18 protein-coding genes are annotated in these 21307 nt (G+C 68.4%); 13 read left to right on the forward strand and 5 right to left on the reverse strand.

Annotated features, from left to right (window positions below):
- Window positions 1-4: 4 nt before the first annotated feature.
- From Q8S38_RS02180 to Q8S38_RS02190, 3 genes are all read right to left on the reverse strand, one after another.
- Entirely contained in the window at window positions 5-778 is a 774-nt protein-coding gene (locus Q8S38_RS02180; protein ID WP_305678771.1) for a TIGR02186 family protein, read from the reverse strand.
- Window positions 775-1704, reverse strand: a complete 930-nt coding sequence (locus tag Q8S38_RS02185) for a sulfite exporter TauE/SafE family protein (RefSeq protein WP_305678772.1) — start codon at window positions 1702-1704, stop codon at window positions 775-777. The genes Q8S38_RS02180 and Q8S38_RS02185 overlap by 4 nt, the downstream gene beginning before the upstream one ends.
- 210 nt (window positions 1705-1914) lie before the next feature.
- Complete coding sequence (locus tag Q8S38_RS02190) at window positions 1915-5055, reverse strand: SEL1-like repeat protein (protein WP_305678773.1); 3141 nt, start codon at window positions 5053-5055, stop codon at window positions 1915-1917.
- On the opposite strand from Q8S38_RS02190, the gene Q8S38_RS02195 reads away from it, so the two are divergent.
- From Q8S38_RS02195 to Q8S38_RS02230, 8 genes are all read left to right on the forward strand, one after another.
- Window positions 5006-5542, forward strand: a complete 537-nt coding sequence (locus tag Q8S38_RS02195) for a hypothetical protein (RefSeq protein WP_305678774.1) — start codon at window positions 5006-5008, stop codon at window positions 5540-5542. The genes Q8S38_RS02190 and Q8S38_RS02195 overlap by 50 nt on opposite strands.
- 186 nt (window positions 5543-5728) lie before the next feature.
- Window positions 5729-6136, forward strand: coding sequence for a MerR family transcriptional regulator (locus Q8S38_RS02200; RefSeq protein ID WP_305678775.1), 408 nt, complete (start codon window positions 5729-5731; stop codon window positions 6134-6136).
- A gap of 222 nt (window positions 6137-6358) precedes the next feature.
- Window positions 6359-8155, forward strand: a complete 1797-nt coding sequence (locus Q8S38_RS02205; RefSeq protein ID WP_305678776.1) for an acyl-CoA dehydrogenase C-terminal domain-containing protein — start codon at window positions 6359-6361, stop codon at window positions 8153-8155.
- A gap of 128 nt (window positions 8156-8283) precedes the next feature.
- The gene (locus Q8S38_RS02210) at window positions 8284-9492 is read left to right on the forward strand and encodes an acetyl-CoA C-acetyltransferase (protein ID WP_305678777.1); all 1209 of its coding nucleotides are present in this window, start codon (window positions 8284-8286) and stop codon (window positions 9490-9492) included.
- A gap of 166 nt (window positions 9493-9658) precedes the next feature.
- Window positions 9659-11863, forward strand: coding sequence for an FAD-dependent oxidoreductase (locus Q8S38_RS02215; protein ID WP_305678778.1), 2205 nt, complete (start codon window positions 9659-9661; stop codon window positions 11861-11863).
- A gap of 10 nt (window positions 11864-11873) precedes the next feature.
- Window positions 11874-12365, forward strand: a complete 492-nt coding sequence (locus Q8S38_RS02220; RefSeq protein ID WP_305678779.1) for a peptide deformylase — start codon at window positions 11874-11876, stop codon at window positions 12363-12365.
- Window positions 12366-12409: 44 nt separating this feature from the next.
- A complete protein-coding gene (locus Q8S38_RS02225; RefSeq protein WP_305678780.1) occupies window positions 12410-12712 on the forward strand; it encodes a type II toxin-antitoxin system Phd/YefM family antitoxin in 303 nt (100 codons plus the stop codon).
- Between the two features lie 6 nt (window positions 12713-12718).
- Window positions 12719-12979 carry a Txe/YoeB family addiction module toxin gene (locus Q8S38_RS02230; RefSeq protein WP_305678781.1) on the forward strand — a complete coding sequence of 87 codons (261 nt, stop codon included), beginning with the start codon at window positions 12719-12721 and terminating at the stop codon, window positions 12977-12979.
- 42 nt (window positions 12980-13021) lie between these two features.
- On the opposite strand, the gene aptA is transcribed toward Q8S38_RS02230, so the two are convergent.
- Window positions 13022-14362 (reverse strand): omega-aminotransferase AptA, encoded by a 1341-nt coding sequence (aptA, locus tag Q8S38_RS02235; RefSeq protein WP_305678782.1) that lies wholly within the window; start codon window positions 14360-14362, stop codon window positions 13022-13024.
- A 180-nt stretch (window positions 14363-14542) separates the two neighbouring features.
- Between aptA and Q8S38_RS02240 the strand changes: the two genes are divergently transcribed.
- From Q8S38_RS02240 to Q8S38_RS02250, 3 genes are all read left to right on the forward strand, one after another.
- A complete protein-coding gene (locus Q8S38_RS02240) occupies window positions 14543-16357 on the forward strand; it encodes a tetratricopeptide repeat protein (RefSeq protein ID WP_305678783.1) in 1815 nt (604 codons plus the stop codon).
- A 128-nt stretch (window positions 16358-16485) separates the two neighbouring features.
- Window positions 16486-17961 (forward strand): EAL domain-containing protein, encoded by a 1476-nt coding sequence (locus Q8S38_RS02245; protein WP_305678784.1) that lies wholly within the window; start codon window positions 16486-16488, stop codon window positions 17959-17961.
- Window positions 17962-18099: 138 nt separating this feature from the next.
- On the forward strand, window positions 18100-18969 hold the full coding sequence (locus Q8S38_RS02250) for a TIGR01459 family HAD-type hydrolase (RefSeq protein WP_305678785.1): 870 nt from the start codon (window positions 18100-18102) through the stop codon (window positions 18967-18969).
- A 28-nt stretch (window positions 18970-18997) separates the two neighbouring features.
- On the opposite strand, the gene Q8S38_RS02255 is transcribed toward Q8S38_RS02250, so the two are convergent.
- Window positions 18998-19381, reverse strand: coding sequence for a response regulator (locus Q8S38_RS02255; protein WP_305678786.1), 384 nt, complete (start codon window positions 19379-19381; stop codon window positions 18998-19000).
- Between the two features lie 271 nt (window positions 19382-19652).
- Between Q8S38_RS02255 and Q8S38_RS02260 the strand changes: the two genes are divergently transcribed.
- Window positions 19653-20108 carry a MaoC family dehydratase gene (locus Q8S38_RS02260; protein WP_305678787.1) on the forward strand — a complete coding sequence of 152 codons (456 nt, stop codon included), beginning with the start codon at window positions 19653-19655 and terminating at the stop codon, window positions 20106-20108.
- Between the two features lie 81 nt (window positions 20109-20189).
- A complete protein-coding gene (locus tag Q8S38_RS02265) occupies window positions 20190-21158 on the forward strand; it encodes a bifunctional riboflavin kinase/FAD synthetase (protein WP_305678788.1) in 969 nt (322 codons plus the stop codon).
- Window positions 21159-21307: the final 149 nt, after the last annotated feature.

A 21307-nucleotide genomic window follows, 5' to 3' on the forward strand; every position in this document is an offset into this window, starting at 1 on the left:
CTTGTCAGTCGCGCCGGAACACGACGCTGGCGAGCCAGCCCAGCAGCAGCGCCATCAGCACCGTGACGAGCCCGTAGACCAGCGGCAGATCATGCGCACCGGCCGCGAGCCGCTGTTCCATGCCGCTCTTCACGACCTCGAAATGGGTGGTCTGGCGGGCGAGCGGCACGCCGCCGGCATAGAGCACGATGTCGATCTCATAGGGACCGGTCGGCGCCGTCGCCGGCACGTTGATGGGGGCGCTGAAGACCGTGCTCGACAGGAAGGTGACGCCGCGGTCTTCCTCCGTATAGAGCCCCTTGTCGGCCAGGATGCGGATCAGGCCCTCCTGGAACCGGGCCGTCGTCACATCGAGATCGAGCGCCGCATCCCGCGGCCGTTGGGCGTGCTCCAGGCCGATGCGCTCGCGCTGCGCCGTCTCCGGGCTGATGATCTCGCTCAAGGGGCGGTTGCTCGCCACCGTCAGGAACAGCGAGCTGTCGGGAAAACGCCGCTGCGTCCGGTTGATCCAGATCGGCCCCAGCCTCTCCTTCTCGCGCACCAGCAGCATGCGGCGCGGCCCGCGGACGGTGACGACGATGTCGTAAGGGTCGCCGCGGGCGACGGTTCGCCCATCCCGCTCGACCACCCCGAAGACGGTGAGCTGGCTGCCGGTGTAATTGGAGGTGATCTGGATCTGGTGGCTCGACATCGCCGCGATCAGCGTCTCGGCCCGCAGCGGGGCGGCCGCGCAGAGCGTCACCACCAGCATCGCGACGAGGGCCAGGGCCCGGCTCATCGCCCGCCCTCCGTGGACACGACCGAGAACGGCTCGCTCGGGGGAATGAACAGCTCGATGGCAAAGCGCAGCCCCACCGAGAGGATCAGCAGCGCCAGCAGCAGCCGGAAGGATTCGACATTGAGATTGCGCGCCGCCCGTCCGCCGAACTGCGCCCCGATGACGCCGCCCAGCAGCAGCAGGATCGCCAGGACGATGTCGACCGACTGGTTGGTCAACGCATGCAGCAGCGTCGCGCCCGTCATCGTCATCAGGATCTGGAACAGCGAAGTCCCGACCACGATCGCAGTGGGGATCCGGAAGAAATAGATCAAGGCGGGGACGAGGATGAAGCCGCCGCCGACGCCCAGAACCGCGCCGATGAAGCCGATCACGATGGCCAGCGAAGCGATCGGGATTACGCTGCAATAAAGCTGCGAATGGGGAAACCGCATCCGCCAGGGCAGGCCCATCCACCAGGGGTGAGTGCCCGCCCGGCGCCGCAGGCGCGCCGGCTTGCCGGCCCGCACCCGCATCATCGCCCGCAGCGCGTCATACAGCATCAGCCCGCCGATGATCGTGAACAGCGTGACATAGGACAGGGTGATGACGAGTTCGAGCTGGCCGAGCCGTCGCATCGAATTGAAGAACAGCACGCCGAGCAATGTGCCCAGGATGCCGCCCATCACCAGGATCGTGCCGAGTTTGAAATCGAGCGCGCGCCTGCGCCAGTAGGTCAGCACGCCCGTGGTCGAGGAACCGGCGACCTGGGCGGCGACGGTGGCGACCGCAACCGCCGGCGGAATGTCGAGGAAGATCAGCAGGGGCGTCAGCAGGAATCCGCCGCCGACACCAAACAGGCCCGAGATGAAACCGACCGCGCCGCTCAGGCCGAGCACCGTGAGGATGCTGATCGGCAATTCGGCGATCGGAAGATAGATCTGCACCTCTGGTCCTCAAGCCACGACGCACCGGGCGACGGGCGCCCACCCATCGTCGCGACTATGCATCGATCCGGTTAAGGCAAGATGCTCATGCGGGCATGGCGTCGCGGCGGGGCGGGAAAGCACGTCGCACCGCCCTGATGACCCGCCAACGCGTCGAAACCATGACGACCCGGCCTGGCGCCGGGTTTGTCGTACGCCAGGGCCGGTCCTTCAGGTCCGGGCCGGCTTGGCGGGCTTCTTCGCGGCTGCGGTGGGGCTTTCGTCCCAGCCCTTGGCGGGCGGGGTCACCTCGTTGGCGGCGGCGTCGCTCGGCTTGGGTCGCCAGCCCGCCGCCTCGGCCTTGACCGTGGCGAGGTCGCTGGGGGTCAGCCGCTGGCCAACCTCGTCGCGCTTGCGGCCGGCATCGTCGTCGCCCTGGCTCGCGGCCACCGCAAACCAGAGATAGGACTGGGCGAGGTCGGTCGGGGCGCCGAGCCCGCGCCCGAGCAGCACGGCGAGATTGTACTGGCTGTCGCGGATGCCGTGCTCGGCGGCGCGGCGGAACCACTCGGTCGCGGCCGCATAGTCCGGCTTGCCGGAGACGCCTTCGGCATGCAGCACCGCGAGGTTGTGCATCGCCTTGGCGTTGCCGCGCTCGGCGGCGCGCGTGTACCAGACGCGGGCGAGCGACAGATCGCGCGCGGTGCCGATGCCCTTCTCGAACATGTTGCCGAGGCGGAACTGGGCGGGGGCGAGCCCGGCCACGGCCGCCCGCTCGAACAGCCGGAGCGCCACCTTGGGATCGCGCGAGGCGGCCGGACCGTCGGCGGCGCGGCTCGCCAGTTCAAAGACTGCCGCCGCATTGCCGTCGAGCGCGGCCTTGCGCAGCCCCGGGCTGCCGAGGCCGGGGGGGAGTTCGCCGAGACCGGTGACGGACTGGACGGGCTCGGACACCAGGGGCGCGGCCGTCTGAGGCGTGGCCTGCGACGCCTGCGAGGTCGAGCCGGTGATGTCGGCTGCCGGCGGCGCGACGGCGGCGAGCGCGGTGGCCTGCGGCGCGGCCGGCTGCAGCGCCGAGGACTGGTCCTTGGCGGGAGGCTGAGCGGACGGCTGGGCTGGCGTGTCATCCTTCGGCGCAATCGGGCTCTGTACCGCTTCGCCCGTGGCGGCGACCTGCGGGCCCTTCAGCGCGTTCGAGACGAGATGGGCCGTGCCGAGCGCCAGGACCAGCGCGGCGAGGCCCAGCAGCAGCGGACGTTTGCGCTTCTCGATGATTTCCTTGATCCGACCGCCGGTTTTGCCCGCTTCGGGCGCCGCGGCGGGCGTGGTCGCAGCCGCATCGGTGGCCGCCTTGGCGGAGCGCCTGGCGGCGGCGATCAGATTCTGGCGGATCGACTGCTGGTCATGCCCGCCATGGGCCGCGGCGTCGGCGCGCGGGCGGCCGGAGCCAGGCTCCAGCGGCACGTCGAGCGAACTGGCCATGACCGGCGCGACGGGAGTTGCCGCAGGGTGGACGGCGGGTGCCGTCACCGGCTCGGCCTTGGCCGCGGACGAGCGCTCGGGCGCCGCGATCCGGTCTTCCATCGCCAGGCTCATGCCGGCGGGCAGGGCCGGCGGCTTGACGGCGGCGCGCTCGGCGGCGGCCACGCGGGGCGGCATCGGCGTGCGGGCGGGGGCTGCGGCGGCGGCCTGCCGGTCGGCGACGAGCTCGGCTTCGAGGCTGGACAGCCGCGAGATGATCGTCTCCAGCGTCTGGTGGACGGCGCCGATGGCGTCCTGCGTCTCGCGTCCGGTCGAGGCCTGGCTGTCATGCAGACCCGAGACGAGCGTGCTCAGCTCGGCAATGCCGCTTTGCGGCGGCTGCGCCTGGCCGGCATGGTCCGCCATCGCGGCGCGTGCCGCGCGCTCGGCCACCTCGGTGGTGTCCTCGCGCAGCGTCCGCAGATGCGTCACAAGGTCCTGCAGCGTGCGCTCCATGCCGCTATCGGCGGAGCGGGTCGCGGCGGCGGCGTCGAGGCGCTCCGCCAGGCCGGAAATCTGCCGCTCGAGCGCGTCGAACGATCCGGTTTCGGCGCCGGGCCGGCCGGCCTCGTCGATCTTGTCGGCGAGGTTGCGCAGCATCTCCTCGACCGGCCGGAGATCGACCTGGGCGACGGGAAGCGTCTGCCCGTCGCTGACGAGATGGGCGAGGCTGCTCGACGCGGCGAGATTCTCGATGCGGCCTGCGAGCGCCTCGATCTGGCGCGTCACCGCTGTCGGGCCCTTTTCCGCCAGCGCCTCGATGCGCGCCTGCAGCGCGTCGATGCGATCCTCGATCTGGCTGCCGGAGCGCGCATCGATCTTGCCGGCGAGATGTTCGATCTGGCGCGACAGCGCCGAAAGCGGTTCGAGATCCCGCTGCCGCGCCGGTCCGCGATCGGCCAGGATCGCTTCGCGAATGTCGTCGATGGCGGCCGTCAGGCCATGCAGCTCGCGGCCGTCGGGCTGATGGTCCCGCAGCCGGCTGATCTCGAAGGACAGGCCCGAAACCTGCTGCGACAGCTCGCCGAGGCGGGCCTCGTTGCCGCTCGTCGCCAGGATGTCGCGCAGTTCGGCGATGTCGCGCTGCAGCGGCGCCAGCATCGTGCGGTCGCCGCCCCGTGCGGTGAGGGCATCCACCTTGGCGGCGAGATGCCCGATCTCGAGCTCGAAGCGCTGGAAGCTCTCGCCTGAGCGATCCTGGGCGAGCCGAGCAACCTCGGATTCGATCCGGGCCAGCGGCTTGAGGATCGGCTCGAGCCGATCGCGGGGGTCGAGACGGTCGAGGCGGGAGCCGAGCTGGGCGATCATCGCCTCGATCTGGCCGAATTGCGGCTCGCGCTCGACGGGAGCGGCGCGCACGGGCGCCACCGGGCGTTCGGAGCGGGCAGCCACGGGAGCGATGCGGGCGCTGAGCTGGCGCAGATCGTCGCGCAGCGCCGAAATCCGGCTTTCGGCCATGGCGGGCGCGGGGACCGCGGCCGCATCGTCCTGATCGAGCAGGCGCTGGCGGGTGCGGATATCGGTGACGGCGGCGGCCAGCCCATCGCGGCTGAAGGCGAGGCGGGGTGCCGGTTCGGCGCGCATGGCGGCGCGCGGGGGCTCGCTGGCACGGCGCTCGAACTCGGCGAGCCGCTCGCTCATGGTCTTGATCGCGTCGGCGATGACGCTGGTGGCGCGATCCTGGCGTTCGGCCGCGGCCCGCTCGCCCGAGCTCATCCGCTTTTCGGCGGTTTCGATCCAGCGCGCGATCGAATCGAGCGCACCGGCGGTCTGAGCGCTCGATTCGCGCGTGAGCTTCTCGATGCTGGCCGCCTGGGCGAGCACGGCGTCGATCTCGCGGCGTGCGGGCACGGGGGCCGTCGGCGAAACCCTGGGGCGGGTGCTGCGGCGCCGTATCCATCTGCCCCTGGGATATCCTGGCGAGCCGCTCCGAGAGGGCCGCGATGTCGAGCTGCTCGGGTGGAGCTGCCTCGGACGGCGCCTCGTCGCGCAATTTGTGGTCGAGCCATTCGCCCAGCGTCATGCCGGCGCGCCGTGCGGCGGCCTTTGCGGCATCGCGGGTGCGGGGATCGACGCCCTTGACGCTCCAGGGCAAGCTAGTGGCCATGTGACGCTCGCCTTCGGGGCTTTGGTCCTCATTGAAGGAAGGCGCAGGCCCCTGAACGCCGCGGTCTTCCTGCGGATGGCGACATCTGAAGGTTACGTTGCCGCAAGCCAGACGCCGATCCGCAAGGCCGACCTTTTCGCCGTCGTGGTAAACAGCCGGTTAAAATTCGCCCGGCGGCGGTTAATTTTCTGGAAACGAAACGAGCCTCTGGAACAGGAGACGGCCCGCTGATAACGGTAACTTACCTGAGGTAAGCGGCACATTACCTAACGCGAGGGTGTCGCCTGCCGTACCAAGGGATCAAGCAATGCGCCGTCGCCTCTTCTGCGGTGCGTGCGTTATCCCCTAATCAAGGATTGATGCCGAATGCCACGCCATAGCTCTGCTCTGGCGGCCGCTCCGACACATGACGGCCGTATGAACACCTCGAGCCAGACCGAGACGGACTCGGTGGGCGGTTTCACCATCAGCGATCTCGCCCGCGATTTCGGCGTGACCCTGCGCACCCTGCGCTTCTATGAGTCGCGCGGCCTGATCGCGCCGGCGCGCTCCGGCTTGACGCGAATCTATTCCGGCCGCGACCGCGCCCGGCTCGCGCTGATCCTCAAGGGCAAGCAGCTCGGCTTCACGCTGGTCGAGATCCGCGCCATGCTCGCCAATGAGGAGAAGAAGGGCGGCGAGGCCGGTGCGGCGTCCGTCGGCGGTCTCCAACTCAGCCGCGAGCAGGTCATCGAACAGCTCGACATGCTGCGCGCCCAGCGCATCGAGATCGAAAGCGCGATCGCCGAACTCGAAGCCTCGGCGGCTCGCTTCGACAAGGGCTGAGGCCGGCGCGTCCTGCGTCCGTTTCGAGCGTGTCTGCAAACGCCCCGGCTTTCAGCCGGGGCGTTTTGCGTTACCGTGCCGGCAGCGCCGTCTCGCTCCGTCTCTCTGCGGGATCGGTCGGAAAATCCGGCGGCACCCTTTGCCAAAGGCGCAAGGATAGTTTATATGTGAACTATCGGGTTGCCTCCATGTGGCCAACCCGCGACGCTAGGGAGGAACGCCATGCCGGTTTACAAGGCACCCGTCGAAGACACGCTGTTTCTGCTGAACGACGTTTTCGCCATCGAGCGCTACAACAACCTTCCGGGTTTCGCCGATGCCACGCCCGACGTGGTCGAGGCCGTGCTGGGCGAGGGAGCCAAGCTCTGCGAGGAGGTTCTCCAGCCGCTGAACCTTTCGGGCGACCAGGAGGGCTGCACCCGCCACGCGGATGGCCGCGTCGCCACGCCCAAGGGCTTCAAGGCGGCTCACGAGGCCTATGCTCAGGGCGGCTGGATCGGGCTGGCGATGGAGCCGGAGTATGGCGGCCAGGGCCTGCCCTACACGCTGGGCGCCGTCATGAACGAGTTCGCCTCCTCGGCGAACATGGCCTTCGCCATGTATCCCGGCCTGACCATGGGCGCGATCGCCGCGCTCAACGTCCACGGCTCGGACGAGCAGAAGCGCACCTATCTGCCCAAGATGATCGAGGGCGTGTGGTCGGGCACGATGAACCTGACCGAGCCGCATTGCGGCACCGATCTCGGGCTGATCAAGACCAAGGCCGTTCCCAATGGCGATGGCTCCTATTCTATCACCGGCACCAAGATCTTCATCTCGGCCGGCGAGCAGGACATCACCGAGAACATCATCCACCTCGTGCTGGCCCGCATCGAAGGCGCGCCGGCTGGCGTCAAGGGCATCTCGCTCTTCGTCGTGCCGCGCAATGCGATCGGCGCGGACGGCGCGGTGGGAGAGAACAACCACGTCTCCTGCGGCTCGATCGAGCACAAGATGGGCATTCACGCCAACGCCACCTGCGTCATGAACTATGACGGGGCGAAGGGCTGGCTCATCGGCACGGAGAACAAGGGCCTCAACGCCATGTTTGTGATGATGAACGAGGCGAGGCTCGGCGTCGCGATCCAGGGTCTGGCCCAGTCCGAGGTCGCCTATCAGAACGCTGTCGCCTACGCCAAGGACCGCATCCAGGGCCGCTCGCTGACCGGCGCGAAGAGCCCGGACAAGGCCGCCGATCCGATCATCGTCCACCCCGACGTGCGCCGCACGCTGATGTCGATCAAGGCCTTCAACGAGGCGGCCCGCGCCTTCGTGCTCTGGAACGCGCTGAAGTCGGACATCGCCCACCGCTCGGGCGACGAAGCCGAGCGCCAGGCCGCCGACGATCAGCTCGGCCTGATGACCCCGGTGCTGAAGGGCGTGCTGACCGATGTCGGCTTCGACAATGCGGTGAAGGCGCAGCAGATGTTCGGCGGCCATGGCTACATCGCCGAATGGGGCATGGAGCAGTTCGTGCGCGATGCCCGCATCGCCATGATCTACGAGGGGGCCAACGGCGTGCAGGCGATGGACCTCGTCGGCCGCAAGCTCGGCCGCGACGGCGGCCGCGCCATCATGGCCTTCTTCAACGAGGTCGGCGGCTTCATCAAGGAGAACGGCGAGGACGAGGTGCTGAAGCCTCTGCTGGCGCCGCTGGCCGCCTCGCTCGGCCATCTCCAGCAGGCGACGATGTGGTTCATGAACAACGCGCTCGCCAAGCCCGACAATGCCGGTGCCGGCGCGACCGACTACATGCACCTGCTCGGCCTCGTCTCGCTCGGTTACATGTGGGCCAAGATGGCCAGGGTCGCGCAAGACAAGCTCAAGGCCGGTGCCAATGGCGCGACCGAGCGCATGAACACCAAGTTGGTCACGGCCCGATTCTTCATGGAGCGCAGCCTGCCCGAGACGGCGGCGCATCTGGCGCGGATCACCAGCGGCGCGGATTCGACGATGGCGCTGAGCGCGGAGCAGTTCTGAGTCCTGCACGTCATTGCGAGCGCAGCGAAGCAATCCAGGGGACGTGGAGCACGCGGCTCTGGATTGCTTCGCTCCGCTCGCAATGACGGCTAGAGATCACGCTAAGAAAACGAGCCCGGGAGGCCCTGATGGCAGACGCATTCATCTACGACCATGTCCGCACGCCGCGCGGCAAGGGCAAGGCCGACGGCTCGCTGCACGAGGTCACCGCGATCGAGCTCGGCACGACGACGCTGCGCGCGCTCCGCGACCGCAACGACCTCGACACCAAGCTCGTCGAGGACGTCGTCTTCGGCTGCGTCGATCCGGTCGGCGAGGCTGGCGCCGACATCGCCCGCACGGTCGCCCTCAAGGCCGGCTACGGCAAGGAGGTCCCGGGCATCCAGATCAACCGCTTCTGCGCCTCGGGGCTGGATGCGGTGAACCTCGCTGCGGCGCAGGTGATGTCGGGCCAGAAGGAGATGGCGATCGGCGGCGGCGTCGAGAGCATGAGCCGCGTCGGCATGGGCGCGTCTGGCTTCGGCATCGCGGTCGACCCCTCCGTCGCCATCGACACGTACTTCATGCCCCAGGGCATCTCGGCCGACCTGATCGCGACGAAATACGGCTTCTCGCGCGATGATGTCGACGCCTATGCCGTGCGCTCGCACAAGCGCGCCCACGCCGCCTGGGAGGCCGGGCGCTTCAAGAACTCGGTGATCCCGGTCACCGACGTCAACGGCCTGACGATCCTTGCCCGCGACGAGACCATCCGGCCGGGCACCGACATGCAGGCACTCGCCGCGCTGAAGGCCTCCTTCGTCCAGATGGGCGAGATGGGCGGGTTCGACGCGGTCGCGACCGCGGCCCACCCGGATGTCGAGTTCGTCAACCACGTCCACCATGCCGGCAATTCCTCGGGCATCGTCGATGGTGCAGCCGCCGTTCTGGTCGGCTCGAAGAAGGCTGGCCGGGCGACTGGCCTGAAGCCGCGCGCCCGCATCCGCGCCTTCGCCACCGTCGGCTCCGATCTCGCGCTGATGCTGACCGGCCCGGTCGACGTCACCGAGCTCGTGCTGCGCAAGGCCGGCATGACCACCAGGGACATCGACCTGTTCGAGCTGAACGAGGCCTTCTCCTCGGTCGTGCTGCGCTTCCAGCAGGCCTTCGACATCGATGACGACATCCTGAACGTCAACGGCGGCGCCATCGCCAAGGGCCATCCGCTTGGCGCCACCGGCGCGATGATCTTGGGCACCGTGCTCGACGAGCTGGAGCGCACGGACAAGAACACCGCCCTGGTGACGCTCTGCGTCGCCGCCGGCATGGGCGTCGCCACCATCATCGAGCGGGTGTGAACCTCCCTCCCTTCCCCCTTGTGGGGAAGGGCCGGGGATGGGGGTGGTGCCGCCTGGTGAGCGATCGCCGAGCGGCGCGACCCCCACCCCTCTCCCCTCCCCCCAAGGGGGAGGGGAAGCGCCTCATTCAGAACGCTTCCCGCCAAGGACCCCGGAGGGACCACCCATGAACCTCACCAATTTCCGCTTCGAGACCGATTCCGACGGCATCGCCACCGCGACCTGGGACATGCCGGGCCGCTCGATGAACGTCATCACGCCCGAGCTGATGGCCGAGATCGACCAGATCATCGACACGGTCGCTTCGACCGAGGCGATCAAGGGCTGCGTCATCACCTCCGGCAAGGAGGCCTTCTCCGGAGGCGCCGACCTGACCATGCTGCAGGGCCTGCGCGACCTCTACATTCGCCTGACGAAGGAGAAGGGCGAGCCCGTCGCGATGCAGTCCTTCTTCGACGAGAGCCGCAAGCTTTCGCTGCTCTACCGCAAGCTCGAGACCTGCGGGAAACCCTTCGCCGCCGCCATCCACGGTGTCTGCCTCGGCGGCGCCTTCGAACTCGCGCTCGCCTGCCAGTACCGCGTCGTCTCGGACGATGCCGCGACCCGCGTCGGCCTGCCCGAGATCAAGGTCGGGCTGTTCCCCGGCGCCGGCGGCACCCAGCGTGTCGCCCGGCTGATGCAGACCGGCGACGCCCTGCAGATGATGTTCAAGGGCGAGCAGGTGAAGGCGCTGCCCGCGCGCAACACCGGCCTCGTCCATGCCGTCGTCCCGCGCGATCAGCTCGTGGCCAACGCCAAGGAGTGGCTCAGGGCCAACCCGACCGCGACCGCGCCCTGGGACCAGAAGGGCTTCAAGCTGCCCTCCAACAAGGTCCATTCGCCGGCCGGCATGCAGATCTGGCCGCCCGCCAATGCGATCTACCGCCGCGAGACCAACGACAACTACCCGGCCGCCCGCGCCATCCTCTCGGCGGTCTATGAGGGCCTGCAACTCCCGATCGATCTCGGGCTGAAGGTCGAGAGCCGCTACTTCGCCAAGATACTCAGGACGAAGGAGGCGGCCTCGATGATCCGCTCGCTCTTCGTCTCGATGCAGGAGCTGAACAAGGGCGCGCGCCGCCCGGCCGATGTGCCGCCCTCGAAGCTCAAGAAGGTCGGCGTCGTCGGCGCCGGCTTCATGGGCGCCGGCATTGCCTATGTCACCGCGCAGGCCGGCCTCGAGGTCGTGCTGGTCGACCGCGACCAGGAGGCCGCCGACAAGGGCAAGGCCTATTCGCACAAGCTGGTCTCCGACCAGATCATGAAGGGCCGCGCCAAGACCGCCGACCGCGACGCGCTGCTCGGGCGCATCACCGCCACCGCCGACTATGCGGCGCTGAAGGGTTGCGACCTCGTCGTCGAGGCCGTGTTCGAGGATCCCAAGGTCAAGGCCGAGGTGATCGCGAAGGTCGAGGCGGCGGTCGGCCCCAAGACCATCTTCGGTTCCAACACCTCAACGCTCCCGATCACCGGCCTCGCCACCACGAGCCAGCGGCCGCAGAACTTCATCGGCATCCATTTCTTCTCGCCGGTCGAGAAGATGCTGCTGGTCGAGGTCATCATGGCCAAGAAGACCGGCAAGAAGGCGCTCGCCATGGCGCTCGACTTCGTCCGCGCCATCAAGAAAACGCCGATCGTCGTCAACGACACGCGCGGCTTCTATGCCAACCGCTGCGTCGGCAACTATCTGCGCGAAGGCCATCTCATGCTGATGGAGGGCGTGCCGCCGGCCATGATCGAGCAGGCCGGCAAGCAGGCCGGCATGCCGGTCGGCCCGCTCTCGCTCAATGACGAGGTCGCTGTCGATCTCGCCTTCAAGGTGTTGAAGGCGACCAAGGCCCAGCTCGGCGAGGGCGCCGTCGATCCTGCGCAGGAGAAGCTGCTCTCCGACATGGTCGAGAAGCACGGCCGCCTCGGCCGCAAGAACAAGAAGGGCTTCTACGACTATCCGGAAGCCGGGCCCAAGCGCCTCTGGCCGGGGCTGGCCGATCTGGTCGGCAAGCGTCTGGCGCCGGAACAGGTCGACATGCAGGAGTTGCAGCACCGCCTGCTGGTGACGCAGGCGCTGGAGGCCGCGCGCACCTATGAGGAGGGCGTCGTCACCGACCCGCGCGAGGCCGATGTCGGCTCGATCATCGGCTTCGGCTTTGCTCCCTATTCGGGCGGCACGCTGTCCTTCATCGACAATATGGGCGCGGCCGCCTTCGTGAAGCTCTGCGAGGGTCTCGCCAAGAAGCATGGCGAGCGCTTCAAGCCCAACCGCCAGCTCAAGCGCATGGCCAAGACCGGCGAGAGCTATTACGGCGCAGCGGCGGCCAAAGCCGCCGCCTGAGGCGGCGGTCGTGATCCTGCCGATCCTCCGGTTCCCCGATCCGCGCCTGCGCGCGGTCGCGGAGCCGGTCGAGCGCTTCGACGCCGATCTGCGGCAGCTCGCCGCCGATCTGCTGGAGACGATGCGCGCCGCGCCCGGCGTCGGCATCACCGCGGCCCATGTCGGCGTGCCCCTGCGCCTCGTCGTGCTGGAGTTGACGCCCGGCGACGTCCGCACTTACGTCAATCCGCAGATCCTCTGGGCCTCGCCGGACACCGCCCGCGCCACCGAAGGCAGCGTCTCGATGCCCGGCGTCACAGAGGAGATCGAGCGGCCGGCGAAAGTCCGCGTGAGCTGGCGCGATCTCGACGGCGTTGCCCATGAAGAAGAGGCCGAAGGCTTCCTCGCGACCTGCCACCAGCACGAAATCGACCAGCTCGACGGCATGTTCTGGCTGCAACGCCTCTCGCGGCTCAAGCGCGAGCGGGTGGTGGCGCGGTACGGGAAGCGGGGGCGGGGCTGACCGATCTCCTAGCCAGGTTGTGCCATATCTGGTACAAGCCGCCTATGAAGGTCGTGACCTACTCCCATCTGCGCGCCAACCTCGCCAAGATCATGGATCAGGCGGCGGATGATCATGACCCGGTCATCGTCACCCGCGCCAACGGCAAGACGGCGGTGCTGCTCTCGCTCGAGGATTTCGGCTCCTATGAGGAGACGCGCTATCTGAATGCGAGCCCTGCGAACGCCAAACGCCTCGACAAGGCTATTGCAGAGGCGGAGCGCGGCGAGGGGCTCGTCGCCGTGGAGTTCGATGAGCAGGCCGGCGTTTTCCGACCCATCGCAGCCACCAGCCAGGCAGCCGAATAGCTGCCGATGGCCTTGACCGTTCATTTTCTCAAGGACGGCTGGGCCGACTATCAGGACTGGCAAGCCACCGATCGAAAGCTGCTGTCCAAACTGAATCGCCTGATCAACGAGACGGCGAGGACTCCGTTCACAGGAAGCGGCAAGCCCGAGCCGCTCAGGCATGACCGGTCAGGCTGGTGGTCTCGTCGCATCACCGACGAGCACCGTCTGGTTTATCGCGTCATCGAGGACCGGCTCGAAATCGCGCAGTGCCGCTATCACTATTGACCGCAAGGGCCTCGCCACCGGAAAGGGACGAGGCCGATTGGTTCAGTTGGCGACCGCCCTTATCACCCGGCGCGTCTTCTCGACGATCTCGCCGATCTGGTCTTCGGTCACGATCAGCGGCGGGGTGAGCGCGATCGTGTCGCCGGTGATGCGGATCATCAGGCCCTCCTCGTGGAAGGCGTGCTCCATCGCCGCATAGCCGCGCTTGCCGACGCCCTCGGGGCGCGAGGCCAGGTCGATGCCGGCGACGAGCCCGAGCGTGCGGATGTCGAGCACGTTGGGCTCTTCCTTGAGCTCCATCACCGCATCGGCCCAGAGCGGCTCCAGCGACTTCGCCCGCTCGAACAGCCCTTCGTCGCGATAGACATCGAGCGTCGCCAGCGCGGCGGCGGCCGCCAGCGGGTGGCCCGAATAGGTGTAGCCGTGGAACAGCTCGATCGCATTGTCGGGGCCGTTCATGAAGGCGTCGAAGATCGGCTTGCGCACGATCACGCCGCCCATCGGCACGGTGCCCGAGGTCACGCCCTTGGCGAAGGTGATCATGTCGGGGATGACGCCGTAGCGCTCGGCCGCAAAGGCGAAGCCGAGCCGCCCGAAACCGGAGATGACCTCGTCGAAGATCAGCAGGATGCCGTGCTTCGTGCAGATCTCGCGCAGGCGCTGGAGATAGCCCTTGGGCGGCGGCAGCACGCCGGTCGAGCCCGCCATCGGTTCCACCATCACCGCCGCGATGGTCGAGGCGTCGTGCAGGGTGACGATCCGCTCCAGCTCGTCGGCGAAATGCGCGCCATAGTCCGGCTCGCCCTTGGTGAAGCGCTGCTTCTCGCGGTCATAGGTCGCGGGCATGTGATCGGAGCCCGCCAGCAGCGAGCCGAAGAACTTGCGGTTGGAGACGATGCCGCCGACCGAGATGCCGCCGAAGCCGACGCCGTGATAGCCGCGCTCGCGCCCGATCAGCCGGGTCTTCGAACCCTTGCCGGTCACGTTCCAGTAGGCGATCGCGATCTTGAGCGCCGTATCGGCGGCTTCCGAGCCAGAGCCGGCGAAGAAGACATGGTCGAGATCGCCCGGCGCCAGCGCCGCGATGCGGGCTGCGGCCGCGAAGACCTTCGGATGGCCGAACTGGAAATTCGGGGCGAAATCGAGCTCCTCGGCCTGGGCCTGGATCGCCTCGATAATCGGCCGGCGCTTGTGCCCGGCGTTGCAGCACCACAGGCCCGCCGTGCCGTCCATCACCGGCTTGCCCTCGGGAGTGTAGTAGTACATCCCCTCGGCCCGCGCGATCATCCGCGGGTTCTTCTTGAAAGCGCGGTTGGCCGTGAACGGCATCCAGAACGCATCGAGATCGTTGGGGGTCGCGATCGGGGAGGTGGCTGCGGTCATCGGGCGATCCTGTGATTCATTATCCCTCAACCTAACAGCACGATCCGGGCTGTAAATTGCGGTCAGGACACGGCATCCCTGCGCCGCCGGGAGAGCGGCGGCGTATCGCGCGGCGTGAGGTGACGTGTCGTCGCTTTTGCATTAAGCGGAAAAAAGGGGTGTAAACTGAACCGGACCCCGATGAGCGATTTCGATATTGGAGCAGAACGGCTGAACGGCGAGCCTGCCGCGGTGATCCGAGCGGCGCTCGCGCGCGTTCTCGCGTCCGATGCCTTTCGCGCCGCACCGCAACTTTCGGCATTTCTGGCGTTCATCGTGGAGCGGGCCGTCGCCGGGCGGGCTGCGGAACTGAAGGGCTATACGATCGCCGTCGAGGCGTTCGGCCGCTCCGCCGACTTCGATCCGCAGTCCGATCCGATCGTGCGCGTCGAGGCCGGCCGCCTGCGAAGGGCGCTGGCTCAATACTATGCGGGCGAGGGCATCGCCGATCCGGTGCGCATGACGATTCCGGTCGGGGCCTATGTTCCGGCTTTCGAGCAACTCGATATGCGCGCGGCCGACGCATCCGGCTGGCACAGCAAGGCTTCGGAGGTTCCCGCGGAGCCGCCCCACGAGGCGGCGGACGGGCATTCGTCTTCCGCCGTCATCGCCGAACCGGTCGTCGAGCGACGGATCTCTCGGCGCTGGCCGATCCTGGCCGGCCTCGCCCTCTGCATCGCATTGCTCCCGCTGGCGGCCTGGTATGGCGGGTTGTTCCAGCGCCAGACGGGCATGGGGATGGGCGTTGGCGTGGGCGTGGCGGCCCTGCCGGCATCGGGGTCTGCGGCGGCCGGCGACGCCACCGTGCCGGATGCCCGGCCGCTCGAGCCGACGGTCGTCGCCCTCGCGATTCCAGAATATCCGGACGATCCGAAGCTCGCATTTCTGGCGCGCCGGTTTTCCAATTTTCTCGTCGATGCGCTCTCCCGCTTCGACGACCTTGTGACCGTCAAGATGCCGTCAGCCGGCCAGGCGCTGCCCACCGAGGCGGACTATGTCTTCGAGATGAGCGGGCAGGTGATCGAAGGGACGATGGAAAGCTTCGGCCGGCTGCGGTCCGTCCGCGACGGCCGCATCGTCTGGTCGGCGTCGTCGACGCGACCCCTGCGGTCGGAAGACCCCGAACTGGCGATAGTCGCGCGCCGGCTGGCGACCCGGCTGGCCGAGCCGTTCGGCATCATTCACGCCGACATTCGCCAAAATCCCGGTCCGGGGCCGATGCCGTGCATCTACAGGGCCATCGATTTCCGGCGCATGATGGCGCAGGCGGACCATCTCGCGGCCCGCACCTGTCTCCTGGCCCTGATCCGGCGCGATCCGACATTCTATCCGGCATGGGCGCAGCTCAGCTTCCTGAGCCTGTTCGAATACAATTTCGGCTTCAACGCCCTGCCGGAACCGCCACTCGAGCGCGCCTTGTCGGAGGCGCTGACCGCCGTCCGGCTGGCGCCGTCGAGCGCGCGCGCCCAGCAGGTGCTGATGATCGCACTTTTTGCACGCGGCGCCACCGAGGAGGCGCTCAAGGCCGGGCGGCAGGCCATGGCGCGCAACCCCAACGACTCGGACGTCATCGCCACGCTTGGCGCGCGCTACATCCAGCTCAACCGGCCCGCCGAAGGGCTGCCGCTGGTGGAAAAGGCGATCGAGGTCAGCATCGGGCGTCCGCCTTCCTATGACTTCTTCGCGATGCTGGGTGCCCATCTGCTCGGAGCGCGCAAGCTGGCGCGCGGTTACGGCGAGTTTCTGGGCGTCAGTTCGCATCCCTATGCGCTGCTGGGGCGCGCTTTGATGGCGGCCGACAAGGGCGCGGCCGACGACAAGGCTGAGGCTCTGGCCGGGCTGCGCGTGCATCACCCGGCTTTCGCAGCCGATCCACGCCTCTGGCTGCAGCGCCGCGGCTTCGGCAATGCGGTCATTGATCGGATGCTCTCCGATCTCGCCCTGGCCGGTCACTGAGCGAAACCGGTACGGGCCGGGGCGCCGGGGCGCCCGCCGCTCGCTTGTGCCGACGTCTGCGGGTAATCTTGCGCGAGTGGTGTGATTCGCTGCCCCCCTCCCGACCAACCCCTCGCGCGATCGCTGCCTTGGCCCCACTTCCACGCAATGCCCTGCACCCTCTCGCCAGCGCCGTGACCGGGCTGTCGGCGGGCGCGGTTATGACGCTTCTGCTGCCGATGCCCCTGGGTGCGGCGCTGGGTCTGCTTGTGGCGGGTGGCGGGTGGCTCGGTTCGGCGTGGCTGTCGGAACGGCGCGCCTTGGCCCAGCGTGAGCAGGTCCTGGCCGCCGTGGGCGAGGTCAAGGTCCGCCTGGCGACGAACGCGATCCGGCTCGACGCTCTCTCCAAGCGGGTCGAGCAGCTGCCGATGCGCGATGCCGACGCCGCGCCGGCGCGGGCCGCGATCAATGAATTGACCGCCGAGGTGGGCCTGTTGGGCGACCTGATCCATCAGGTGGCGACCACGCTGGCCGACCATGACGCCGCGCTGTCGGCGGTCCAGGCGCGCCCCGTTGCCGCCGTCGAGGCTGAGCCCAAGCCCGCGCCCGTCGTGGTCATCGATCCCGAGGCCGCGCGACAGGAGCGCCTGCGCGTTCTGGCTGCCGAGCGCGCCGAGGCGGCGCGCGAGGCCGAGGAGCGGGCGGCCTCCGAGCGGGCGAGCGTGATCAGCGCTGCGCTCTCGGAGGGCAAGGTCGAGGTTCATCTGCAGCCCATCGTGCAGTTGCCGCAGCGTCGCACCCGCGGCTATGAGGCGCTGGTTCGGCTGCGGCTGGACGAAAACACGCTGCTGCTGCCGCATGAATTCGTCTCGGTCATCGAGGAGCGCGGCTTCGGCCCGACGCTCGATGCGCTCGTGCTGACGCGGGCGCTCGCCATCGCCCGCCATCTCGGCTCGAAGCCGGGCACGCTGTTCGTCTCCTGCAATTTCAGCACGGCGACCTGGAGTTCCTCCAAGGCGCTGGCGACATTGTCGCGCATCCTCGACAAATACCGCGAGCACACCGGGCATCTGGTCGTCGAGATGCCGCAGAGCGTCTTCCGGGGGCTCGATCCGACGAGTCTTGGCCTGCTCGGGGCGATGTCGGCCAATGGCGTGCGCTTCGCGCTCGACCAGCTCGTCGATCTCCGGCTCGATCCCGTCTCGCTGTTCGATCGGGGCGTCCGCTTCGTCAAGGCGCCGGCGGCGTTGTTGATGGCGCATGCCGACGGCGACAGCGCCGACATTGCGGCCGGTGATCTGTCGGCACTGCTGGCGCGCGCCTCGGTGGTGCTGATCGCCGACGAGGTCGGGGATGATCCGACGGTTGCGGATATGATCGAGCTTGGCGTCTCGATGGGGCAAGGGTTGGTCTTCTCGCCGCCACGTCCGGTCAAGCCCGACGTCTTTGCCGAGCCGGCCGAGCCGGCCCCCGCTGCGGCTCCGGCCGAACCGCCCGCGCCGCCCGTGCCTGCGACGCGGAGCGCCGAAGTCGTCGATTATCCCGCTCCCGCGCTGGCTCCGGCGCAGGAGGCTCCTCCCGAGCGGCAGTCTTTCCGCTCCGTCCTGCGCCGCGCCAGCGCCTGACCGGCATCAGCCAAGACCCGTTTTCGGTGCCCGACCCGCACCCGCGGTCTTGGCAAGGGGAGTTGCGCGTCGCTGCAGGTGCGGGAAGGCCGGCGATGCTGTAAGGCGACGGCACTCAGCCAGAGGGAGCCAGCCACCGTGTCGCCATCCGAGATCACCGTCACCGCGCCCCTGCCAGGCTTTTCCGACATCGCGGACCGTTTCGATCTGTGCCTGTGCGATGTCTGGGGCGTCGTTCATAATGGCGTCGCCGCGTTTGGCGAGGCCGTCGCGGCGCTGGTGGCCATGCGCGAGCGCGGCATCACCGTCATTCTCGTCACCAATGCGCCGCGCCCGGCCGCGTTGATCGCGCAGCAACTCGATGGGTTTTCCGTGCCGCGCGCCGCCTGGGACGCGATCGTCACCTCGGGCGATGTCTGCCGCGCCCTGATCCAGGCCCGGGCGGGCCGGCCGATGTTCCGGCTGGGGCCCGACCGCGATCTCCCGCTGGTGGCGGGGCTCGATGCGCCTGAGGTCGAGCCCGGCCAGGCGGAGTATGTCCTCTGCACCGGCCTCCTCGACGATGAGACCGAGACGGCCGCGAGCTACGCGGCGCTGCTCGCCGGCTTTGCCGAGCGCGGGCTCGAGATGATCTGCGCCAATCCCGATCTGGTCGTCGAACGCGGCGGGCGCATCGTGCCCTGCGCCGGGTCGGTGGCGCTCGCCTATGAGGAGATCGGCGGCAAGGTGATCTATGCCGGCAAGCCGCATGCGCCGATCTATGAGGCGGCGCTCGCCCTCGCGCAGACGCAGCGCGGCGCCGCCATCGCGCGGCATCGGATCTGCGCCATCGGTGACGCGATCCGCACCGACATCGCCGGCGCGGACGCATTCGGCGCCACCGGCGTCATGGTGCTGGCGGGCATCCATGCCCAGGATTTGATGGAAGCGTCATGGGACGAGCGCCATGGCTGGCTCGGGCGGCAGAGCCATCGTCCCGCCTATGCCATGCCCCATCTGGTCTGGTGAGCGGCCTCGCACACGCGCGCCGACGCCATCAACCGGTGCAGACGGATTCGATCTTCGAGCGCAGCGTCTGCGCGTTGAACGGCTTGACGATATAATTGTTCACGCCCGCCTTTTTGGCGGCGATGACGTTCTCGGTGCGGGATTCGGCCGTCACCATGATGAAGGGGGTCGCCGACAGCGACTCCTCCTCGCGTACTCGCTGCAGCAGTTCGAAGCCCGTCATCGGCTCCATGTTCCAGTCGGAGATCACCAGGCCGTAGCGCTTGTCACGCATCTTGGCGATCGCGGCCTGACCGTCCGACGCATCGTCGACATTCTCGAAGCCCAACTGCTTCAACAGGTTGCGGATGATCCGAACCATTGTCTGGTAGTCATCGACCACCAGAATCGGCATGGACGGGTCGAGAGCCATTGGCGTGCTCCAATCAAGCGGTGAAGACGCGGGCCATGCCGTGTCGTGCCGCTTCAAAGGGCGGCCGCAGTCGTTGGTTCCAAGGGTTAGCGCGCCGGCGTTTCAAAGCCGTTAATTCATTGCCGTACTAACGGAAGGGAAGTTGCGCTTTGTATCAGGCACCAAAGTCCAATGGCCGGCCTGACGCTGCTGTGGCAGGTTCCCGACATGCCCGTTCCGCGATCGGCATGCGGCCCCGTTTCGTCTCCCGAGCCCGAAGCAACCAGCCCCGATGAGCAGCGCCCTCTACACCGTCCATGCCTTCGAGGATCTGGCCGTCGGCCAGAGCGCGAGCCTCATGCGCACGGTGATGGAGCGTGACGTCTCCCTCTTCGCCGATCTGTCGGGCGACGCCAATCCGATCCACCTTTGCGATCGCTACGCCGCCAACACCAAGTTCGGCCAGCGCATTGCCCATGGCATGCTGACCGCGAGCCTGGTGTCGGCGCTGCTGGGCACGCGGCTGCCGGGGCCCGGCGCGGTCTATCTGTCGCAGACGCTGACCTTCCTCGCCCCGGTGAAGATCGGCGATGTCGTCATGGCGCGCGTCGAGGTCGTCGAACTCGTGGCCGAACGCCGCCGCGCCCGCCTGTTCTGCGAATGTCTGATCGATGGCAAGGCGGTCCTGGAAGGCGAGGCCTGGGTGGCCCTGCCGCCGCCGCGTCCCGGCGATCGCAAGGCGGATTGACGCCGTCGGCTTGACGGGCCGCCGCCTCTGGCCAATGACGGGCCGGCCCGGCGAGCCCTGGGCGCCCGGATGCCCCGACCGATGACCTCTGCCGCCGATCTCGCCACCAGCTTCGTGCTCGATCTCGACAAGCCCGCGCCCGCCGCCCTGCGCGGTGCGGTCATCGCGCTCGGCAATTTCGACGGCGTCCATCGCGGCCATGCCGAACTCGCCCGCGAGGCCATCGAGCTCGGCGAGCAGCTGGGGCGCCGGCCCGCCGCGCTGACCTTCGAGCCGCACCCGCGCAGTGTCTTCCGGCCCGAGGAGCCGGTCTTCCGCCTGACGCCGCCGGCGGTGAAAACCGAACTGCTCGGACAACTCGGCCTGCCGCTGACCTTCGTGCTCCCCTTCAACCGCGACGTCGCCGCGATCCGGGCCGAGGCCTTCGTCGACGATCTCCTGCTCGGCCGGCTCGGCGCGGCGGGGCTCGTCTGCGGTTACGATTTCCATTTCGGCCAGGGCCGGACCGGCTCGCCCGAGATGCTGCAGGCGCGCTGCGCGGGCCAAGGCGTGCCCGTCGTCATCGTGCCTCCTTTCGCCTGGGACGGCGAGGCGGTGTCCTCGTCGCTGATCCGCAACGCGCTCGAGCAGGGCGACGTCGCCCGCGCCGCGGATTATCTCGGCCGGCCCTGGTTCGTGCGCGGCGTCGTGGCGCATGGCGACAAGCGCGGCCGCGAACTCGGCTACCCCACCGCCAACATGCATCTCGCGCGCGACTGCAAGCTGAAACACGGCATCTACGCCGTCCGCATGAAGATCGACGGTATCTGGCATGACGGCGTCGCGAGCTTCGGCCGCCGCCCGACCTTCGACGACGGCGCGCCGCGTCTGGAAACCTTCGTCTTCGATTTCGCTGGGGATCTCTATGGCAGCCAGGTCGATGTCGCCTTCGTCTCCTGGCTGCGCGGCGAGGCGAAGTTCGACTCGCTGGAGGCCCTGATCACCCAGATGGACGCCGACAGCCTGCGCGCCCGCGAGATCCTGGGCAAGACGCCGCCCTTCCTTCCGTAAGGGGGCTTTGCCGGAGCGCAACGACCATCCAACACGCCGCCATCCTGGGCGCCCGCAGGGCGGCCCGGGATCCATCGCAGGGCATTGTCGCGCCCGAGATGGATCCCGGCGCTCCGCTTCGATTCGGCCAGGATGACGAAGAGGTTCCT

Source organism: Allobosea sp. (genome assembly GCF_030695125.1).
GTDB lineage: Bacteria > Pseudomonadota > Alphaproteobacteria > Rhizobiales > Beijerinckiaceae > Allobosea.

What these genes read in the sequence shown, in the direction of transcription:
- Q8S38_RS02210 (WP_305678777.1), top strand. Translation starts at nt 8,284, where the DNA reads ATGGCAGACGCATTCATCTACGACCATGTCCGCACGCCGCGCGGCAAG.
- Q8S38_RS02180 (WP_305678771.1), bottom strand. Translation starts at nt 778, where the DNA reads ATGAGCCGGGCCCTGGCCCTCGTCGCGATGCTGGTGGTGACGCTCTGC.
- Q8S38_RS02225 (WP_305678780.1), top strand. Translation starts at nt 12,410, where the DNA reads ATGAAGGTCGTGACCTACTCCCATCTGCGCGCCAACCTCGCCAAGATC.
- Q8S38_RS02215 (WP_305678778.1), top strand. Translation starts at nt 9,659, where the DNA reads ATGAACCTCACCAATTTCCGCTTCGAGACCGATTCCGACGGCATCGCC.
- Q8S38_RS02265 (WP_305678788.1), top strand. Translation starts at nt 20,190, where the DNA reads ATGACCTCTGCCGCCGATCTCGCCACCAGCTTCGTGCTCGATCTCGAC.
- Q8S38_RS02260 (WP_305678787.1), top strand. Translation starts at nt 19,653, where the DNA reads ATGAGCAGCGCCCTCTACACCGTCCATGCCTTCGAGGATCTGGCCGTC.
- Q8S38_RS02240 (WP_305678783.1), top strand. Translation starts at nt 14,543, where the DNA reads ATGAGCGATTTCGATATTGGAGCAGAACGGCTGAACGGCGAGCCTGCC.
- Q8S38_RS02205 (WP_305678776.1), top strand. Translation starts at nt 6,359, where the DNA reads ATGCCGGTTTACAAGGCACCCGTCGAAGACACGCTGTTTCTGCTGAAC.
- aptA (WP_305678782.1), bottom strand. Translation starts at nt 14,362, where the DNA reads ATGACCGCAGCCACCTCCCCGATCGCGACCCCCAACGATCTCGATGCG.
- Q8S38_RS02255 (WP_305678786.1), bottom strand. Translation starts at nt 19,381, where the DNA reads ATGGCTCTCGACCCGTCCATGCCGATTCTGGTGGTCGATGACTACCAG.
- Q8S38_RS02200 (WP_305678775.1), top strand. Translation starts at nt 5,729, where the DNA reads ATGAACACCTCGAGCCAGACCGAGACGGACTCGGTGGGCGGTTTCACC.
- Q8S38_RS02195 (WP_305678774.1), top strand. Translation starts at nt 5,006, where the DNA reads ATGCTGGCCGCCTGGGCGAGCACGGCGTCGATCTCGCGGCGTGCGGGC.
- Q8S38_RS02230 (WP_305678781.1), top strand. Translation starts at nt 12,719, where the DNA reads ATGGCCTTGACCGTTCATTTTCTCAAGGACGGCTGGGCCGACTATCAG.